15 protein-coding genes and 1 tRNA gene are annotated in these 16768 nt (G+C 38.6%); 12 read left to right on the plus strand and 4 right to left on the minus strand.

All coding sequences use genetic code 11. The features are described 5' to 3' along the window. The first annotated feature begins 102 nt into the window (after window positions 1–102). The 3 genes from KK060_RS01045 to ypfJ all read left to right on the plus strand — a co-directional run bounded on the left by KK060_RS01045 (window position 103) and on the right by ypfJ (window position 4493). A complete protein-coding gene (locus KK060_RS01045) occupies window positions 103–912 on the plus strand; it encodes an SDR family oxidoreductase (RefSeq protein ID WP_254151544.1) in 810 nt (269 codons plus the stop codon). Window positions 913–958: 46 nt separating this feature from the next. Next, on the plus strand, window positions 959–3580 hold the full coding sequence (locus KK060_RS01050) for an MGH1-like glycoside hydrolase domain-containing protein (RefSeq protein ID WP_254151545.1): 2622 nt from the start codon (window positions 959–961) through the stop codon (window positions 3578–3580). 61 nt (window positions 3581–3641) lie between these two features. Continuing rightward, a complete protein-coding gene (ypfJ, locus tag KK060_RS01055) occupies window positions 3642–4493 on the plus strand; it encodes a KPN_02809 family neutral zinc metallopeptidase (RefSeq protein ID WP_254151546.1) in 852 nt (283 codons plus the stop codon). Between the two features lie 76 nt (window positions 4494–4569). Here ypfJ and KK060_RS01060 read toward each other — a convergent pair whose 3' ends face one another. Further along, window positions 4570–5427, minus strand: coding sequence for a DUF2911 domain-containing protein (locus KK060_RS01060; protein ID WP_254151547.1), 858 nt, complete (start codon window positions 5425–5427; stop codon window positions 4570–4572). A gap of 76 nt (window positions 5428–5503) precedes the next feature. On the opposite strand from KK060_RS01060, the gene KK060_RS01065 reads away from it, so the two are divergent. Both KK060_RS01065 and KK060_RS01070 read left to right on the plus strand, forming a co-directional pair. After that, window positions 5504–6094, plus strand: coding sequence for a DNA-3-methyladenine glycosylase (locus tag KK060_RS01065; protein ID WP_254151548.1), 591 nt, complete (start codon window positions 5504–5506; stop codon window positions 6092–6094). A gap of 65 nt (window positions 6095–6159) precedes the next feature. Further along, window positions 6160–7767: an OmpA family protein gene (locus KK060_RS01070; RefSeq protein WP_254151549.1), complete on the plus strand. Its 1608-nt coding sequence runs from the start codon at window positions 6160–6162 to the stop codon at window positions 7765–7767. Window positions 7768–7802: 35 nt separating this feature from the next. Here the strand turns inward: KK060_RS01070 and KK060_RS01075 are convergent, their stop codons facing one another. The 3 genes from KK060_RS01075 to ggt form a co-directional block, all read right to left on the minus strand. Beyond that, complete coding sequence (locus KK060_RS01075) at window positions 7803–8510, minus strand: LytR/AlgR family response regulator transcription factor (RefSeq protein ID WP_254151550.1); 708 nt, start codon at window positions 8508–8510, stop codon at window positions 7803–7805. A 36-nt stretch (window positions 8511–8546) separates the two neighbouring features. Further along, window positions 8547–9584, minus strand: a complete 1038-nt coding sequence (locus KK060_RS01080; RefSeq protein WP_254151551.1) for a sensor histidine kinase — start codon at window positions 9582–9584, stop codon at window positions 8547–8549. 127 nt (window positions 9585–9711) lie between these two features. Next, window positions 9712–11409, minus strand: a complete 1698-nt coding sequence (gene ggt, locus KK060_RS01085; RefSeq protein ID WP_254151552.1) for a gamma-glutamyltransferase — start codon at window positions 11407–11409, stop codon at window positions 9712–9714. Between the two features lie 57 nt (window positions 11410–11466). Between ggt and KK060_RS01090 the strand changes: the two genes are divergently transcribed. The 7 genes from KK060_RS01090 (at window position 11467) to KK060_RS01120 (ending at window position 16768) form a co-directional block, all read left to right on the plus strand. After that, window positions 11467–12099, plus strand: coding sequence for a TetR/AcrR family transcriptional regulator (locus KK060_RS01090; RefSeq protein WP_254151553.1), 633 nt, complete (start codon window positions 11467–11469; stop codon window positions 12097–12099). Window positions 12100–12403: 304 nt separating this feature from the next. Beyond that, complete coding sequence (locus KK060_RS01095) at window positions 12404–12886, plus strand: Dps family protein (RefSeq protein WP_367397450.1); 483 nt, start codon at window positions 12404–12406, stop codon at window positions 12884–12886. 44 nt (window positions 12887–12930) lie between these two features. Continuing rightward, window positions 12931–13194 (plus strand): hypothetical protein, encoded by a 264-nt coding sequence (locus KK060_RS01100; RefSeq protein ID WP_254151554.1) that lies wholly within the window; start codon window positions 12931–12933, stop codon window positions 13192–13194. 818 nt (window positions 13195–14012) lie between these two features. Further along, window positions 14013–14086 (plus strand) — tRNA-Asp (locus KK060_RS01105). A gap of 301 nt (window positions 14087–14387) precedes the next feature. After that, a complete protein-coding gene (locus KK060_RS01110; protein ID WP_254151555.1) occupies window positions 14388–14762 on the plus strand; it encodes a response regulator in 375 nt (124 codons plus the stop codon). 116 nt (window positions 14763–14878) lie between these two features. Beyond that, window positions 14879–15829: an acetyl-CoA carboxylase carboxyltransferase subunit alpha gene (locus KK060_RS01115; RefSeq protein WP_254151556.1), complete on the plus strand. Its 951-nt coding sequence runs from the start codon at window positions 14879–14881 to the stop codon at window positions 15827–15829. A 99-nt stretch (window positions 15830–15928) separates the two neighbouring features. Then, window positions 15929–16768 carry an MBL fold metallo-hydrolase gene (locus KK060_RS01120; RefSeq protein ID WP_254151557.1) on the plus strand — a complete coding sequence of 280 codons (840 nt, stop codon included), beginning with the start codon at window positions 15929–15931 and terminating at the stop codon, window positions 16766–16768.

The raw sequence follows: 16768 nt of genomic DNA on the forward strand, positions 1-16768 counted from the left end.
TATGAATACCAGGAAGTTGTGATATTAAATTTAAAACGCTTCCACCGTTAATTTGTTCGAATATTTAATTTATTTGTATAGACTAAAATAATTACGTGAACCATGAATAATAGGAAAAAATTACAGGATCAAGTTGCTATTATAACAGGCGCGAGCTCGGGAATAGGAGCAGGCATTGCTAAAGCTCTTGCCGCTGAGGGAGCAAAAGTGGTTGTTAATTATTCGAGTAGTGCTGATAAGGCGGAAAAGGTTTTAAAGGAAATTACAGATGCAGGAGGAGAAGGATTTACTTTTAAAGCAAATGTTGGCAAAGAGCCGGATGTCATTAAACTATTTGAAGAGACTATTAAGCGATATGGAACTGTGGACATTCTTATTAACAATGCAGGTCTTCAGAATGATGCGAAGTTTCATGAAATGACCTTAGATCAATGGAACCATGTTATTAACACGAACCTTACAGGTCAGTTCTTATGTGCGAGAGAAGCAATAAAGGAATTTTTAAAAAGAGGAGTGGTTCCCTCTAAGTCACGATCAGCGGGGAAGATTATCTGTATAAGCTCCGTTCATGAAGTAATTCCCTGGGCAGGCCATGCTAATTATGCCGCTTCTAAAGGAGGCATAATGATGATGATGAAGACGATTGCACAGGAATATGCTCCCATGAAAATCCGAGTAAACAGCATAGGGCCTGGTGCTATAAAAACGCCTATTAATCATGCAGCATGGCAAACACAGGCAGCCTATAACAACTTACTTAAACTTATTCCTCAAAAACGAATAGGCGAACCGGAAGACGTAGGCGGAGCAGCAGTATGGCTCGCTTCTGATGATTCTGAATATGTAAATGGTATTACCCTTTTTGTAGACGGTGGAATGTTACTTTATCCAGGTTTTGAAGATAATGGGTAAATATTAAGTAATATTTTATATTACTTAGCAGCAATAATCTTTATGAATGAACGAAGAAAAAAAGCGCTTAATACAAGATAAACTTAAACAGAAAGATTGGAGAAAATTTGGTCCTTATTTATCCGAAAGACAATGGGGTACGGTACGGGAAGATTATAGTGCAAATGGTGATGCCTGGGGTTATATTACCCATGATGCGGCAAGAAGCAAAGCATATCGGTGGGGCGAAGAAGGTATAGGTGGAGTGTCTGATGACAAGCAGTTACTTTGTTTTGCTTTTGCTTTTTGGAACAAAAAGGACCCGATTCTTAAGGAAAGACTATTTGGTCTCTCTAATCCGGAGGGTAATCATGGGGAGGATTGTAAAGAGCTCTATTACTACCTGGATAACACACCTACCCATTCTTACATGAAAATGCTGTATAAGTATCCTCATGAAGAATACCCATATATAAAATTGTTGGAGGAAAATAAAAGACGAGATAGGGGAGCGCCCGAGTATGAAATTACAGACACAGGTGTTTTTGATAACAATGCTTATTTCGACATTGAAATCGAATATGCAAAGGCTGATGTAAGTGATTTACTTATAAGAGTTACTATTTACAATCGAGGAGAAAAAAGCGCGGCAATTAATCTACTTCCTACTTTATGGCTTCGCAACACATGGTCTTGGGGAATTGATGAAAAGAATGCTGAAATATTTAAAGACGAAGCTGGAGTAATCAGTGCACATCATCCTGATCTTGATACCTACTACCTTTATTACGAAGATAACATCGCCCTTCTGTTCTGTGAAAATGAGACAAATACGGAAAGATTATATGGATATCAGTCCAATGGAACCTATAAGGATGGTATAAATGATTTTCTTATTCATAACAAACACGGGGCGGTTAGTGATCTCCCTAAAGGAACAAAAGCATCACTCAACTATGATCTCGCATTAGAAGCTGGTGATAGTAAAATTATCTGCTTACGTATTTCATCAAAATACAATCCGAACCCATTTAAAGACTTCCAGAAAATCTTTGACAAGAGAATAGAGGAAGCAGACGATTTTTATGCAGAGATGCAACATACTATTGAAAGTGCAGATCTGCGTAATATTCAACGACAAGCTATTGCAGGTATGTTATGGAGTAAGCAGTTTTATTACTTTGATGTTGACCAGTGGCTGAGGGGAGATGAAGGCCAACCGAAACCTCCCAGGGAAAGAATGCGGATCCGAAACTATGAGTGGTTGCATTTAAATAATGCGGATGTTATTTCTATGCCCGACAAGTGGGAATATCCATGGTATGCTGCATGGGATCTTGCATTTCACACAATTCCATTGGCAATGGTTGATCCAGAGTTCGCAAAAAAACAATTGTTGTTGCTAACGAAAGAATGGTATATGCATCCTAATGGACAGCTTCCTGCCTATGAGTGGTCTTTCAGTGATGTTAACCCTCCTGTGCACGGATGGGCTGCGTGGCGGGTGTATAAAATAGATTCAAAACTTCAAGGCAAAAACGATAGGCAATTTCTAGAGGAGATATTTCATAAACTTCTGTTGAATTTTACCTGGTGGGTTAACAGGAAAGATTATAACGGTAATAACATTTTTCAGGGAGGTTTTCTGGGAATGGATAATATTGGTGTGTTCGATAGAAGTGCCTCTTTACCTGATGGAGGTTTTATTGAACAATCTGATGGCACAAGCTGGATGGCTATGTTTACGCTCAACATGATGCGAATGTCTCTTGAGCTTGCAAAAGAAAATCCAACATATCAAAGTCTTGCTACTAAATTCTTCGAACACTTCTTATACATAGCAGACGCAATGGCAAACGTTGGGAATAATGGAATAAGTATGTGGGACGAAGAGGATGAGTTCTTTTACGATGTTCTTCATACGGCGGATGATCAGCGCATAAAGATGAAAGTGAGGTCAATGGTGGGTTTGGTTCCGCTTTTTGCTGTAGAAGTGCTTGATCAGGATATCTTTGATGCAATGCCTGAGTTTACTGAACGGCTTCAGTGGTTTTTGAAAAACCGGCCTCACCTAGCAAATCTTATTTCCCGTTGGGCGGAAAAGGGTAGGGGTGAGCGCCACCTGCTTTCTCTTTTAAGAGGACATAGAATGAAATGTTTACTTAGAAGAATGCTTGACGAAGAAGAGTTTCTTTCTGCGTATGGCGTTCGTGCATTAAGTAAATATCACGAGACGCACCCGTACTCATTGTTTATAAACAATGGACATTTTACTGTGGCATATAACGCAGGAGAAAGTGATTCAAGTTTGTTTGGTGGTAATTCAAACTGGAGAGGTCCTATATGGTTTCCAGTAAATTTCCTTATCATAGAATCTTTGCAGCGTTTTCATCATTATTATGGAGATGATTTTTTGGTTGAACATCCTACAGGTTCTGGTATCAAGAAAACGTTGAGAGAAATAGCAGACGATCTTGCAAGTAGGATGGTGGGTATTTTTACTGAAGATGAGACAGGAAGAAGGCCTGTATTTGGTAATGTCGAAAAATTTCAAAGTGATCCGTATTTCAAAAATAACTTGTTGTTCTATGAGTATTTTAATGGAGACAACGGAGCTGGGTTGGGAGCTTCTCATCAAACAGGATGGACTGGCCTGATAGCTAAGCTTATTCAACCGCGTAATAAATAGGGTTCATTAATCTGGCACGTGATTTATAAAAAAAATATTTAGATAATTTGTTTAATAAGCTATGCGTTGGATTGGCAGACAAGGAAGCGGCAATGTTCAGGATAGAAGAGGTGGAGGAATGGGAGGCCGTTTAGCGATAGGTGGTGGATTAGGTGGTATTGTAATACTTATTCTCAGTCTCCTTTTAGGTAATAACCCGCTTGAGTCTATTAATGTTGGGACTCAATCACGAAATGAATCCCCTGGGCAGGTGCCGGGTAATCGACTGCATGATGAACAAGGACAATTTGTTTCAGTAGTTCTGAAGGAAACAGAAAACGTTTGGAATTCATTGTTTCAGCAAGAGTTCGGTAAGGACTATCAGGAACCACAACTGATTTTATTTACTCAGCTTGATCGCTCTGGATGCGGCACAGCAAATGCAGCTATGGGTCCGTTTTATTGTCCTCTTGATAATAGTGTATACATCGATTTAAGCTTCTACGATGAGTTAAGTACACGCTTTGGTGCTTCGGGCGATTTTGCAATGGCCTATGTAGTAGCACATGAAGTAGGACATCACGTTCAAAATCTTTTGGGTACTTCCGATAAGATTCATCAGGCAAGACAAGCACTAAGCGAGCGAGAGGGAAATAAATTATCGGTAGCACTTGAATTACAGGCAGACTTCTACGCGGGAGTGTGGGCCCATCATACACAGAAGAAAGAGAATATTCTTGAGGAAGGAGATATTGAAGAAGCGTTAAGGGCAGCAAATGCCATAGGTGATGACAGATTACAAAAACAATCACAAGGGTATGTTGTTCCGGATGCTTTTACCCACGGTACGTCTGAACAAAGAATGTATTGGTTTAAGAAAGGCTGGGAAACGGGTGATGTTAAAGAGGGGAATACTTTTGATGAGTTGCTGTAGAGATATTTAAAACGAAAACAAAAAAGGTTGCCAATATTCAGCAACCTTTTTTTTGCAATAGATTATGATGAGTCAATTACTTTAATGATTTCAGAAGTTCTTCATTCATCATTTGGTAATCGCGGTTATTTGCTTTTTTAGCACCTTCAAGAGAAGCGTTAGCTGTAGCAGTAGCACCAGCTTTATCACCTAAAGCTTTTTGGATTTTAGCCTTTTGGTGTAACATCCAGAAAGGCGCAGGGTTAGCACCCTCCAGCGCCTTGTTAACCCACTCAAGCGCTTGCTTCAGATCTTTACCATTTTCGAGGTAATAAACAGCAGCCTGGAAATAGTTATTTGCACTTACCTTCGTATTTGTCTCTATAGACTTCATAACTTTGGCATCGTAGTCTACAGTAACTGTAAACTTCACCGAAGTGTTTTCCCACGCAAGTTGCACTTTTGCCGTTTTGTTGTCGTCAGAGATATCACCGATGTTAATAGTAAACGTCTCTACTTTTTCAGTAAGCTTCTCAGGCTTTACTTTAAAATTAGCAGCTTCTTTTGACTTGTCGTAGCCACCAGTATTTCCACCAAGCGTTACATCTTTATATAAAGCAATAGTCCATTCAGTAGCTCCTGGCCATGAAAAAATAAGGTATTCACCTTTGGAAACATTGATGCCTTCTACCTTAACATCATCTGAAAACGAAATCTTAGTGCCGTTGTTAGCTCCTGTTCTCCAGATAGAACCGTAAGGAACTAAAGCACCTGCAGACGCATCTCCAAAAATTTTTCTTCCTTTTGCTTTTGGTCTGAAATAATCAATCTTTACGTCAGTAAGACCAACAGTTGTAGATACTGATCCAGCAGCACTTGCGCTCGGTGTAACAACCTGTGCTTGCGCGAACATTGAAACTATGGCCAACCCAACGATTAGCAACGTTTTTTTCATACGGTGGAATTAAAGTTTAAATTTTGTGTTTATAAAGCGGCAAATTTACGAAAACTTTAAGAAGAATACGATTGCGATGAAGCTGCCACTTGATTTTTATATTAAAAATAACGTCGTCAAAATTGCCAAGGATCTATTGGGCAAAGTGCTATATACCAACCTGGACGGTGTTATTACAGGAGGGCTAATTGTTGAGACGGAAGCATACTCATGGAAGGAGAAAGGTTGCCATGCTTATAATAACAGAAAAACGAATAGAAATGCCATTATGTTTGAAAGAGGTGGTTATAGTTATGTTTACTTGTGCTATGGTATGCATTATTTGTTTAATGTTGTGACAAATGTAGAAGGGGTTGCAGACGCTGTACTTGTTCGGGCGCTCGAGCCTTTATCAGGTGAACAAGAAATGTTGTTAAGGAGAGGAAAAATATCCAATAAACTTCATTTGACTTCGGGGCCTGGTAAACTATCTAAGGCCTTGGGCATTGACCGAACACTTAATGGAAAATCTCTCCTTGATAACGAAATTTGGATTGAGGATATCGGGAGGAAAATCGCTCCTAAAAATGTTGTTATTGGCCCTAGAATTGGTATAGATTATGCCGGCGAAGATGCATTACTGCCCTGGCGATTTTCCATACGGGGCAATCCGTGGGTTAGTAAGTAAAGAAATTGTAGTAGGTTTTATAGCACAGTGCTTTCGAATATATTTGTAAATTAGGCTTAATCAGAATGATCCGTTTTTTATTTTACACGCTTATCTTATTTTCAGTTAATATTCTATACGGGCAGCAACTTGATGATGAGTCTTTAAGTGTGGTTAATTCTTCATATGATGAACTCAATCCTGTAATTAGTAAAGATGGAACAACGCTATTTTTTACAGTTGCAAATCATCCCGCTAACATTGGTGGAAAGAAAGATCCGGGTGATATATGGATTTCAAAGCTTATTGGAACCAAATGGTCTTCTCCTGTTCATGCAGGAAATGTAATCAATGATAAAGGTTATAATGCAGTTGCTGGCATTTCAGACGATGGGAGTAGTTTATTCTTATTAAGTCATTATGATGGCTCTGGTAATCTTGCAAAGACTCAGGGTATTTCTGTTTCTGTGAATAAGGGAAATGCATGGTCTCAGCCACATAATATTTTCATACCTTATTTTTTAAATAAATCTCGTATACAATGCGGTTCAATTAGCGCTGATAAAAAAGTGTTTGTATTCTCAGCTGAAACATATGGGACACATGGTGTAGATGATATATATGTTTCTTTCTTCGATAATGGAAAATGGAGTGAGGCGAAAAACCTGGGTTCTGTTATTAATACACAATATCAGGAGTTAAGTCCTTCACTAAGTGCCGACGGAAAGACGCTCTATTTTTCCAGCAATGGATTAAAAGGAACAGGGAGCTTTGATATTTTTAAATCTACTAGACTTGACGAAACATGGACAAATTGGTCGAAACCAGAGAACATTGGAGCTACAATAAATTCAGGAGGAAGAGAATTGTTCTATAACGATTATCCGACACTTGGGTTTGCTTTATATACAAGTACGACCAACAGCGATGGTTATGGCGATATAAAAATCAATAAATACAAAGACGTTACAAAGCAGGACGTTCCTTTAGCACAAAGCACTCCTGTGTTGGATACGGGTAGCGATGTAAGTATTAAGACGCCCAAAGCTGATATTGCCACGCCTCCTACATCTAGTAATGATGGGATTGTTAAAGTATACGGTAGAGTAACAAATTCTAAAACAGGAGCAGTAGTAGAAGCGAATATTATGTTTGCTGGTCCTGCATTGCAAGGTAAGGCAGCTGTCGCCTCATCAGCGAACGGTTATAGTGTTGAAATTTCATCTGCCGATATTTACTCAATTAAAATAGAAGCGCCTGGATATGTAAGCTCGCTTGAAAAGCTTGATATTCATACCTATGAGATGAAGGAGCTTGAGATGAATTTTACTTTACAACCTGTTGAAGTAGGTACTACAGTAAATCTTAAGAATGTATTGTTTGAGCAAAGTAAAACAAATCTTCTGCCTGAGTCTTTTGATGAGCTCGATCTTGTGGTTTCATTTCTTAAAGCTAATCCTTCTGTAAACATCGAGTTAGCAGGGCACACTGATGGGCGAGGGGTGCATGCGGATAATGTAAGACTTTCTCAGATGCGGGTTAACAAAGTTAAAGATTATCTTGTATCTAAAGGTATAGACGCAAAGCGTATCAACGGTAAAGGATACGGAGGTACAAAGCCAATAGCCAGCAACGATTCGGAAGAAACACGTCGCATGAACAGACGGGTAGAGTTCACGATTAAGAAGATGTAGCCAATGTCAGGCAATCCTGATTTTTATGTTGCTCGTTAAAAAACATTTTTTGATAACACCTTAATTACATCATTCTTATAGTTTCTGCCTATTGGTATATGAAATTTCCCCATTTCTATATCTGTTGCGGAATACGCGTCTATCTTATCTCTGTTAATAATAAACGACCGATGTATTCTTAAGAATTGATGTTTAGGCAGGCTTTCTTCAAGATAACTTATTTTTTGTTGCGTTACTATTTCCTTCTCCTGCGTACGCACTTTTACGTAATCCTTAATGCTTTCAATGTAAAGAATGTCAGACATTTTTGTCCTAACCATTTTTTTGTCAACCTTAAAATACACATAGTCTTCTATGTGTTCTTGTTTATTGATACCTGCAGGAGATTGCGTTTGAGGTTGATGTAAAACTTTTGCAATTGCTTTAAGAAAGCGTTCAAAAGGTATAGGCTTGAGTAGATAGTCACATGCTTCGAGCTCAAATCCCTCTATAGCGTAATCGCGAAATGCAGTGGTAAAGATTACTTTAGGAGGATTTTTTATTGAACGCAATAACTCAATTCCTGATAATTTAGGCATCTGAATGTCGAGGAAGATTAGATCTACTGAATTCTGTTGTAAGTAGGCAAATGCTGAAACTGCATTACGAAACGAAGCAGCGAGTGTTAGCTGTTCTACTTTGGCTACATAGGATTCCAGGATTTCAATAGCTAGTGGTTCGTCATCAACTATAATGCATTTCATAACTTGATAGGTTTGACTAAATAATGAACGTTCTCCTTAAGCATTTATCGATAAAACTATTAAAAATGTTTCTTCTCCATTGATTATTTTTAATTCGTGTTTTTCAGGATAAAGAAGTGCTAATCTTCGTTTTACATTTTGAATTCCAATTCCTTCATCACCATTATGTCCGTTTTCTCCTGATTTACTGTTCTCAACTTTTACAATAAGATGTTTTGGGTGAGAATCGACCGTAATCTTTACCCACGATTGCAGCAAGTTTTCACTTGCGCCATGTTTAAAACTATTTTCAACAAATGGCAATAGTATTAACGGAGCGATTAATTTATCATTGACCTGTCCTGTTACACGCAAATCAACATCAAGCTTGTCTCCATATCGCATCTTCTCGATGTCAACGTAGTTCCGAATAAAGTTAATCTCCTTGCTAAGTGGCACTTCGTCACTTTTACATTCATAAAGCATATAATTTATTAACTCAGAAAGTTTAAGCACTGTTTCAGGCGCTTTATCTGACTTTTTTAATGTTAGTGCATACAAATTATTCAGTGTGTTGAAAAGGAAGTGAGGATGAATTTGTGTTTTCAGAAACTTTAATTCTGCCTGTAGTTTTTCCTGCTTAAGTATTTGCTGGGCTTGCTGGTCGGCATACCAGTATTTTAGAAGCTTAATAACAAGCGCTACAAATGTTACCGGATATATTCCAACAAACATTTTTATGATCTTAGGAATATAAAAGAATGGATCCTTTAAGTACTCTGGAAAGTATAACGGATAGTGAATGGTGTAGGCAACATATCGCTGAACAAGGCCCGCAATAAAAGAAGAAAAGATCAGGTATAAAGTGAATTCAATATATCTGTCTGCGAGCAGAAATTTAGGAAGCAGAACATAAAGTGTAAAATAAGTAAAAGCCATGCGGCCTGGAGTGTACATTAGTTCCTCCAGAAATGTTTGCCTGTAGTTATCCTGAAAACTTCCGTAAAGCGTACCATAAAATACAATATGAGCGACCCAAAAAAGGGCATGTTGCAAAAGTCTGTTCCTGAATAACCAGTGTGTACGCCGCTTCAATTACTTATCTCTTTTTACTAACTAACTCTAAATATACAGGTCGTCAAAGATATCTTTTCCTTTACTATAATATTTAGCTTACTTACAGAATGCAATTTCTCCCTTATAAGACGTAGTTTGTAAAAGACTAAAAGCCCATTGCAGTGTCCTCGCCACGCGGATCAGCTCCACCTTCAAGCTTATTATCAGGTAGTACTAGTATAGCATCTACCCGTCCTATACCTCCCAGGTAATTGGAGGCAAACTTATGTCCTATTTTTACAAGGGCAATGCTATCCTCCGCGGCAAAAGCACCCTTTTCAGGGTAGATCACATCAGGTAACCATTGGCTGTGAAAACGCTTTGCATTTATAGCTTCCTGCATGGTCATTTTATGTTCAACTACATTAAGTATAGTTTGAAAGACAGAAGTAATAATGGTAGAACCTCCTGGCGTTCCCACGACCATGTACAGCGCACCATTGCGCTCAACAATCGTTGGAGTCATAGAGCTTAACATCCTCTTTCCCGATTCAACCTTGTTTGCTTCGCCTCCAATTACCCCGTACATATTGGGTTGTCCTGGTTTAATACTGAAATCGTCCATTTCGTCATTTAAAAAGAATCCCGAGCCATCAACGATAACCATAGAACCATAAGAGTCGTTTAAAGTTGTTGTAACAGCAACAGCATTACCATATTTATCAATTATAGACAGATGTGTCGTTTCAAGCGATTCTGCTACCTGAATTGCCCCTTCTCTTATTTCTGAACTCGGCGTTGCCTTTTCAAGATTAAATGACTTCATGCGCTCTTCAACATAGAGCTCATTTGTTAGTTGTGTAACAGGGACTTTAAAATAATCAGGGTCACCAAGAAATGCAGCCCTGTCTGCGTAAACACGTCTTTCGGCTTCAGTTATAAGATGTGCATTCTTCATGCTGTTAAATCCCCATTCACTGACAGGATAATCTTCAACAGACTTTAATAATTGAATAAGGGCTATACCACCACTCGATGGCGGTCCCATAGAAATAATTTTATATTCTTTATAATGAGAAACCAATGGATCACGCCAGAGGGCCTGATAGTTCTTAAGATCCTGATGTGTTATCAAACCATTTCCGCGTTTCATTTCTGCTACAATGTCATCAGCGGTTTTTCCCTCATAAAATCCCGCGCGGCCAAAGTCTCGTATACGCTCTAATGTGTGTCCGAGGTCTGCCCAATGAATGGTATCGCCTTCGTTCCAAGTGTCTCTAATAAGAAAGCCAGGTAACACTTTATTGTGTTTCTTCAAGCTATCTTGTATGCCTGTTAAACTTCTTGCCTGTCTCTTTGTGAGAGCAAACCCTTTAAGCGCTAGGTTAATCGCAGGCTGCACAAGATCTCTCCAGGGCAAAGAGCCGTATTTATTATGAGCTTCCACCATGCCGGCAATAGAACCTGGTACTCCAGCAGACAAATGGCCACGCTCACTTAAACCGCTGATTACATTACCAAGTGAATCGAGGTACATTTTCTCACTTGCTGCAGCAGGAGCTTTTTCTCTATAATCGAGTGTTGCCACTTTTCCATCATTTAACCTTAGTACCATAAAGCCTCCTCCACCAATATTTCCTGCAGAAGGATAAACTACAGCTAGTGCAAGCTGTGTAGCAATCGCTGCATCAACTGCATTACCTCCCTTTTTTAAAATACCTAGTCCTACGGCTGATGCCAATGGGTGAGCACATACTACGATAGCAGAATCTGCGATCGTACCGGTTATCCGCATACGCGATTGAGGTGTTTGACAGGCAACTGAAAGGATGACGGGTAAAAGCAGAAAAATGCGTTTTGTCATTATTAACATGATTAAATCAACATAAAATTATTAATTGAAATCGAAACTTCAGCATGCATGAGCCTTCGAAAAGAAAAAGCTGCGCGATTAAAGGTACAGGTGCTCGAACACACTCTTAAACTTGTAGGCAAAAAAGCTTTTGATGAGATTTACGTAGAAGACATTTGTGAAAAAGTAAAGATTTCTAAAGTAACCTTTTTTAAATACTTCCCTCAAAAGGAAGATGTACTTTTATATCACTTCCGAATCTGGTGTCTTGCGCGTGCTGTAGATTTGAGGCAGAAGCCAAAGGAGGGTATGCAGGGTATATACTATCTGCTCGATAAACTAAGCGAAGAGTGTGAGTCACATCCGGGTCTCATGCTTAGTTTTATTGGGTATCTGTCTGACTTTAAACGACCTCCAAAGCCATTTCCTGTTAAAGCTGAAGAGAAAAAATTACTATTTTCAGATATAGAAGATATAACATCTATCGAAATTCTTTCGTTGGAACAAATGCTGGAGAAGTTTACGCTTGAATCTGTTTCTAAGAAGGAGATAACGAGGACCAACTCAACAAAAGATATTACCAGCCTTTTTTTAACGACCTTTCTTGGCTCTATTATTACTGCACATATTACCCAGCAAAGTCCACTAAAGCCTTTTTTCAGAAGAAACCTTGACAACGTAATGCGAGGTCTTACAGGTTAATTTCTCATTTTAACAGTCTTAGTGCGTTTCTGGCGCTTGTCATTCTTTCTGTCGAACCACCAATGGTGATACTTAGGCTTTACGACGGTTGTAGTCTTTGTTGATTTTTTACTGCATGAAAATGAAAAACATGTTAATAGGATCACAACCACAAAGAGTAGGGGACGTTTCAACACCATATCGGCTTTAAAATTAACAATTTAAACTTAACTACCACTTCTTACATCGGTATAGAATTTTACGCACCAATGGATAACTTATTCTTGTTCAAAATTGTTGCTTATATATAAAAAATTGAAATGTTATGATGGAAACAACAACTGCAATAGGCTTAAAATCAAATGATACGGATCACCTAGCCACCCAATTGAACGACTTGTTGGCTAACTACCAGATCTTTTACATGAATGTACGTGGCTTCCATTGGAATATCCGTGGCGAAAAGTTTTTTGAGTTACATGCCAAATTTGAGGAGCTGTATACCAACGCTTTAGAGAAAGTAGACGAAATAGCAGAGCGTATACTAACGCTAAGCCATACACCTGTTCATAGCTTCACGGATTACATTAAAATGTCTGCAATTAAAGAGGCAACACAGATTTCAGATGGTCTTAAAGCTGTGGAAATAATCCTTAATAACTTTAAGGTATTAATTGTAAAAGAACGTGAAATATTAAAGATAGCTTCCGAAAGTGATGATGAAGGAACAAGCTCTTTAATGAGTGACTACATACGGGAGCAGGAGAAACTGGTGTGGATGTACTCATCATATCTTTCAAGAAAGTAGTACCATCCCTTTGAATTGTATTGATGGAATGGAACAGTATAAAAATGGCTCAGAAATTCCTTCAGCGAGCTAATGGACTTCATCCCGAAGAGGAGAGAGGTTCTGAGGATTATGAGCCATTACTTGCGCAGCAAGATCTTTACTATGAATGCTATATGGCAAGCTTTAGCAGAGATAAGGTAATTGAGTTTTTGAACAAGTGTATAACAGGAGATATAAAAATACCTGAAGACGTTAACGAAGATAGTTATAGAAAGGCTTATGCCGTGAATGCAAAAAGGGTACTTCAGGAATTGAATCCAACATAAATCATTGTGTTCCAAGGAAGTTATTGTATTAACAATTGGCAAGCTGGAAACAGGGTTTTGCCCTGTTTTTCTTATTTATTGTACTTCAAGAAGGTTTTGAGTAGACTGATTCTTTTAATAAGAAATCATATCATCATTCGGTACAAATTCCTTTTTACGTCAGATATTAAAACTATCTCCAAACATTAACACATCGTGTCTTACAATGTGTGTTAGGAAAAGCAGTAAACACAGAGAAGAAATGGCTCACCTGATTAAGCTACGGAAACCACCTAAAAACAAGCTGCTTACCAGAAGCTATACCCAATTTTAGCCGCAATTCCAGATTTCCATATTTGCAGTACGTGTAAAAGGGTTTGGAAATTGGTAAAACAGTTCTGAGTGTAAAGGGTTAACTGTATTACGATGGTTTATGAAGTGCAAGTGGCTTATTTATTCTGCAGCATTCGGCGGGATAAGCGCCTATTTTGCATGATTAAAGAGATTTTTATATAGTTTACGAGGACCCATTAAAAGCCTCTTAAGTGCAAAAGCCAAGTTCGCGTTATCATTTATACTATATCTTAAAATCCGCAGTCCTAATAATAAAATACCAATTACTACTGCTATTCGCATTGCAACCAGCATAAACACTGCATTTTTGATAAGATGAATAATATAATCCATATAAGTAAAAAGGTAAAAAGCGTGCCGTGCGGAACAGCTATAAACTGAATTTAAAAATTTTCAACTTTTTTTTGGAGATGATGAATGCAAAGCTATATTTGCAACCTCATTCAGCAACGGCATAACAAAAACCGCAAGAATGAAGAGAGAATGGTCCGGTAGTTCAGCTGGTTAGAATGCCTGCCTGTCACGCAGGAGGTCGCGGGTTCGAGTCCCGTCCGGACCGCATAGCCCAATGATTCAAGTAGTAAAACTTAGTCATTGGGTTTTTGTTTTCTAAGTGTATACGAATTACGACACGGGTATTCTTCCCGCAGCATTGTTTTATAAAGAATCTATCCTTATACCTTAATTGCGAAAGCAATCCCTAACCTTACCTCTGACATAGTATTTGCGAATGTTGAGCGAGAGATACTTATCAAATTTTATTTTTATTTCGGCGGAATTGAAAACGCGTCTGAATCGTTTGTTTCAGATACTGATTTTAAAATCTTTGTGCATTATTTTAATTCAATAGATATTTCTACATGGACATACTTTTTGTTGATGATGACGTAGAAGAACGAGAGTTTTTTAAAGATGCTTTGAGCTACGTAGATTCATCGAAAGCTTGCGTGTTAACTGGTGATTGTGAACAAGCACTCACCTTACTTAAAGAGGCTGAGAAACTGCCTTCATATGTTTTCCTGGATATCAATATGCCGATGATGGATGGAAAAAGTTGTCTTGATCAGATTAGGAGGGACCCTCGGTTAAGTAATGTTAAAGTTGTTATGTATTCCACGTCGTCCGAGCAAAAGCTGATGGAGGAATACAAGAAATCCGGTGCAACCTACTTTATGATTAAGCCTTCTACATTCAAAGGATTATGTGATTCGCTTTCTGTTTTGTTGGATAAATAGTAGTGTATTGACTTCACAGGATTCCAGATTATTGGATTCTGCTTTAAAAAACCGATTTTTAAGAAGAAGCGCAATTGCAAAATTCTCTTATTTTTGTCCCGAATAACTAAAACCAAATGAGTCTTTTAGATTTTGAAAAACCAATCGCGGAGCTTGAGTCGAAGTTAGAGGCGATGAAGCAATTGGCCAGAGACAGTGATCAGGATGTTCAATCTGCCGTTAAAGCCTTAGAGAAAAAGATATTCGAATTGAAGAAAGAAACGTTCGAGAATCTTACAGGCTGGCAGCGCGTTCAGTTAAGCCGGCATCCGGATAGACCCTATACACTTGATTATATTTATGAAATTACCTCTGATTTTATAGAACTCTTTGGGGATCGCACCGTTGCTGATGACAAAGCGATGGTTGGTGGTTTCGGAACAATTGAAGGAAAGACTTACATGCTTATTGGTCAGCAGAAGGGACGTAATACTAAGCAGCGGCAAATGCGTAATTTTGGTATGGCTAACCCTGAAGGCTATAGAAAGGCGTTGCGTCTCATGAAGATGGCCGAGAAGTTCAACAAGCCTATCGTAACTTTTATTGATACTCCAGGTGCATTTCCAGGGCTTGAAGCAGAAGAACGTGGGCAGGGTGAGGCGATAGCACGAAACCTAAAGGAGATGTTTATGCTTAAAGTCCCTGTAATCTGTATTGTTATCGGGGAAGGTGCTTCTGGAGGTGCTTTGGGTATTGCTATTGGTGATCGCGTGTTAATGCTGCAGAATTCCTGGTACTCAGTAATATCTCCTGAAAATTGTTCTACTATTTTGTGGAGAAGCTGGGAATACAAAGAACAGGCTGCTGAACTTTTAAGGCTTACCGCTAAGGATATGAAGGCACTTGGGCTTATTGATGGTGTTATCAATGAACCAATTGGTGGTGCACATACAGATGTAAAGTGGATGGCCAATGAAGTAAAGAAGATGATCATCACCCATACAAAGGAGTTGTTTGACGTAGATCCTGATGAACTCATTCAACAGCGTATTGATAAATTCTGTCGAATGGGAGTTGTAAAAGAATAAGTTAATTTCAAACTATAAAAAAAGCCATTTCACTATGGCTTTTTTTATTATTAGGATATTTGATTATAAGTAGTTAAGAAAACATTTTGCCTATTTCCCATGAAATTACACGTGATCAATACTGGTCTTTTTAAACTTGATGGAGGTGCCATGTTTGGTGTTGTTCCGAAATCTATTTGGCAGAAAACCAATCCGGCTGATGAGAATAACATGTGTACCTGGGCCATGCGTTGTCTTTTAATTGAGGATGGAAATCAGTTGATTCTTATAGACAATGGCATCGGGAATAAACAGGATGCAAAGTTCTTTCAGCACTATTATTTACATGGCGATGATACACTCACATTATCCTTAGCTAAAGCTGGCTTTTCTGAGGATGAAATCACTGATATGTTTCTTACACATTTGCATTTTGATCATTGTGGTGGCGGCGTAAAGGTTTTAGGCAATACTCCGGCACTTACATTTAAGAATGCAAAATACTGGTCGAACACAAACCATTGGACCTGGGCAACGCAACCCAACCCCCGTGAGAAAGCCAGCTTTCTGAAAGAGAATCTTTTGCCCATGCAAGAGAGTGGTCATTTACATTTTGTTGAGGTTGATGCACCTTCACCTTTTTCTCAGTTTGATATCCTATACGCTTCGGGTCATACCGAGAAGATGATGATTCCGAAAATCAACTACAAGGGCAAAACAATTTGCTACATGGCAGACTTATTACCTTCCATAGGCCATTTACCATTGCCTTATGTAATGAGTTATGATACACGCCCTTTGATTACCCTTGAGGAAAAAGAAAAATTCCTTAACGAAGCTGCAGACAGGGAGTACATTCTTTTCCTGGAACATGACCCCATACACGAATGCTGTACTGTAAAGCGTACCGAGAAAGGTATACGTGTTGATAAGACGTTTTCACTCGCTGAGTTAGGATAG

Source organism: Chryseosolibacter indicum, from assembly GCF_018598585.1.
Classification (GTDB): domain Bacteria; phylum Bacteroidota; class Bacteroidia; order Cytophagales; family Cyclobacteriaceae; genus Chryseosolibacter; species Chryseosolibacter indicus.

Coding starts and splice junctions, on each gene's coding strand:
- KK060_RS01045 (WP_254151544.1), top strand. CDS start 103: ATGAATAATAGGAAAAAATTACAGGATCAAGTTGCTATTATAACAGGC.
- KK060_RS01050 (WP_254151545.1), top strand. CDS start 959: ATGAACGAAGAAAAAAAGCGCTTAATACAAGATAAACTTAAACAGAAA.
- ypfJ (WP_254151546.1), top strand. CDS start 3,642: ATGCGTTGGATTGGCAGACAAGGAAGCGGCAATGTTCAGGATAGAAGA.
- KK060_RS01060 (WP_254151547.1), bottom strand. CDS start 5,427: ATGAAAAAAACGTTGCTAATCGTTGGGTTGGCCATAGTTTCAATGTTC.
- KK060_RS01065 (WP_254151548.1), top strand. CDS start 5,504: ATGAAGCTGCCACTTGATTTTTATATTAAAAATAACGTCGTCAAAATT.
- KK060_RS01070 (WP_254151549.1), top strand. CDS start 6,160: ATGATCCGTTTTTTATTTTACACGCTTATCTTATTTTCAGTTAATATT.
- KK060_RS01075 (WP_254151550.1), bottom strand. CDS start 8,510: ATGAAATGCATTATAGTTGATGACGAACCACTAGCTATTGAAATCCTG.
- ggt (WP_254151552.1), bottom strand. CDS start 11,409: ATGACAAAACGCATTTTTCTGCTTTTACCCGTCATCCTTTCAGTTGCC.
- KK060_RS01090 (WP_254151553.1), top strand. CDS start 11,467: ATGAGCCTTCGAAAAGAAAAAGCTGCGCGATTAAAGGTACAGGTGCTC.
- KK060_RS01095 (WP_367397450.1), top strand. CDS start 12,404: ATGATGGAAACAACAACTGCAATAGGCTTAAAATCAAATGATACGGAT.
- KK060_RS01100 (WP_254151554.1), top strand. CDS start 12,931: ATGGCTCAGAAATTCCTTCAGCGAGCTAATGGACTTCATCCCGAAGAG.
- KK060_RS01110 (WP_254151555.1), top strand. CDS start 14,388: ATGGACATACTTTTTGTTGATGATGACGTAGAAGAACGAGAGTTTTTT.
- KK060_RS01115 (WP_254151556.1), top strand. CDS start 14,879: ATGAGTCTTTTAGATTTTGAAAAACCAATCGCGGAGCTTGAGTCGAAG.
- KK060_RS01120 (WP_254151557.1), top strand. CDS start 15,929: ATGAAATTACACGTGATCAATACTGGTCTTTTTAAACTTGATGGAGGT.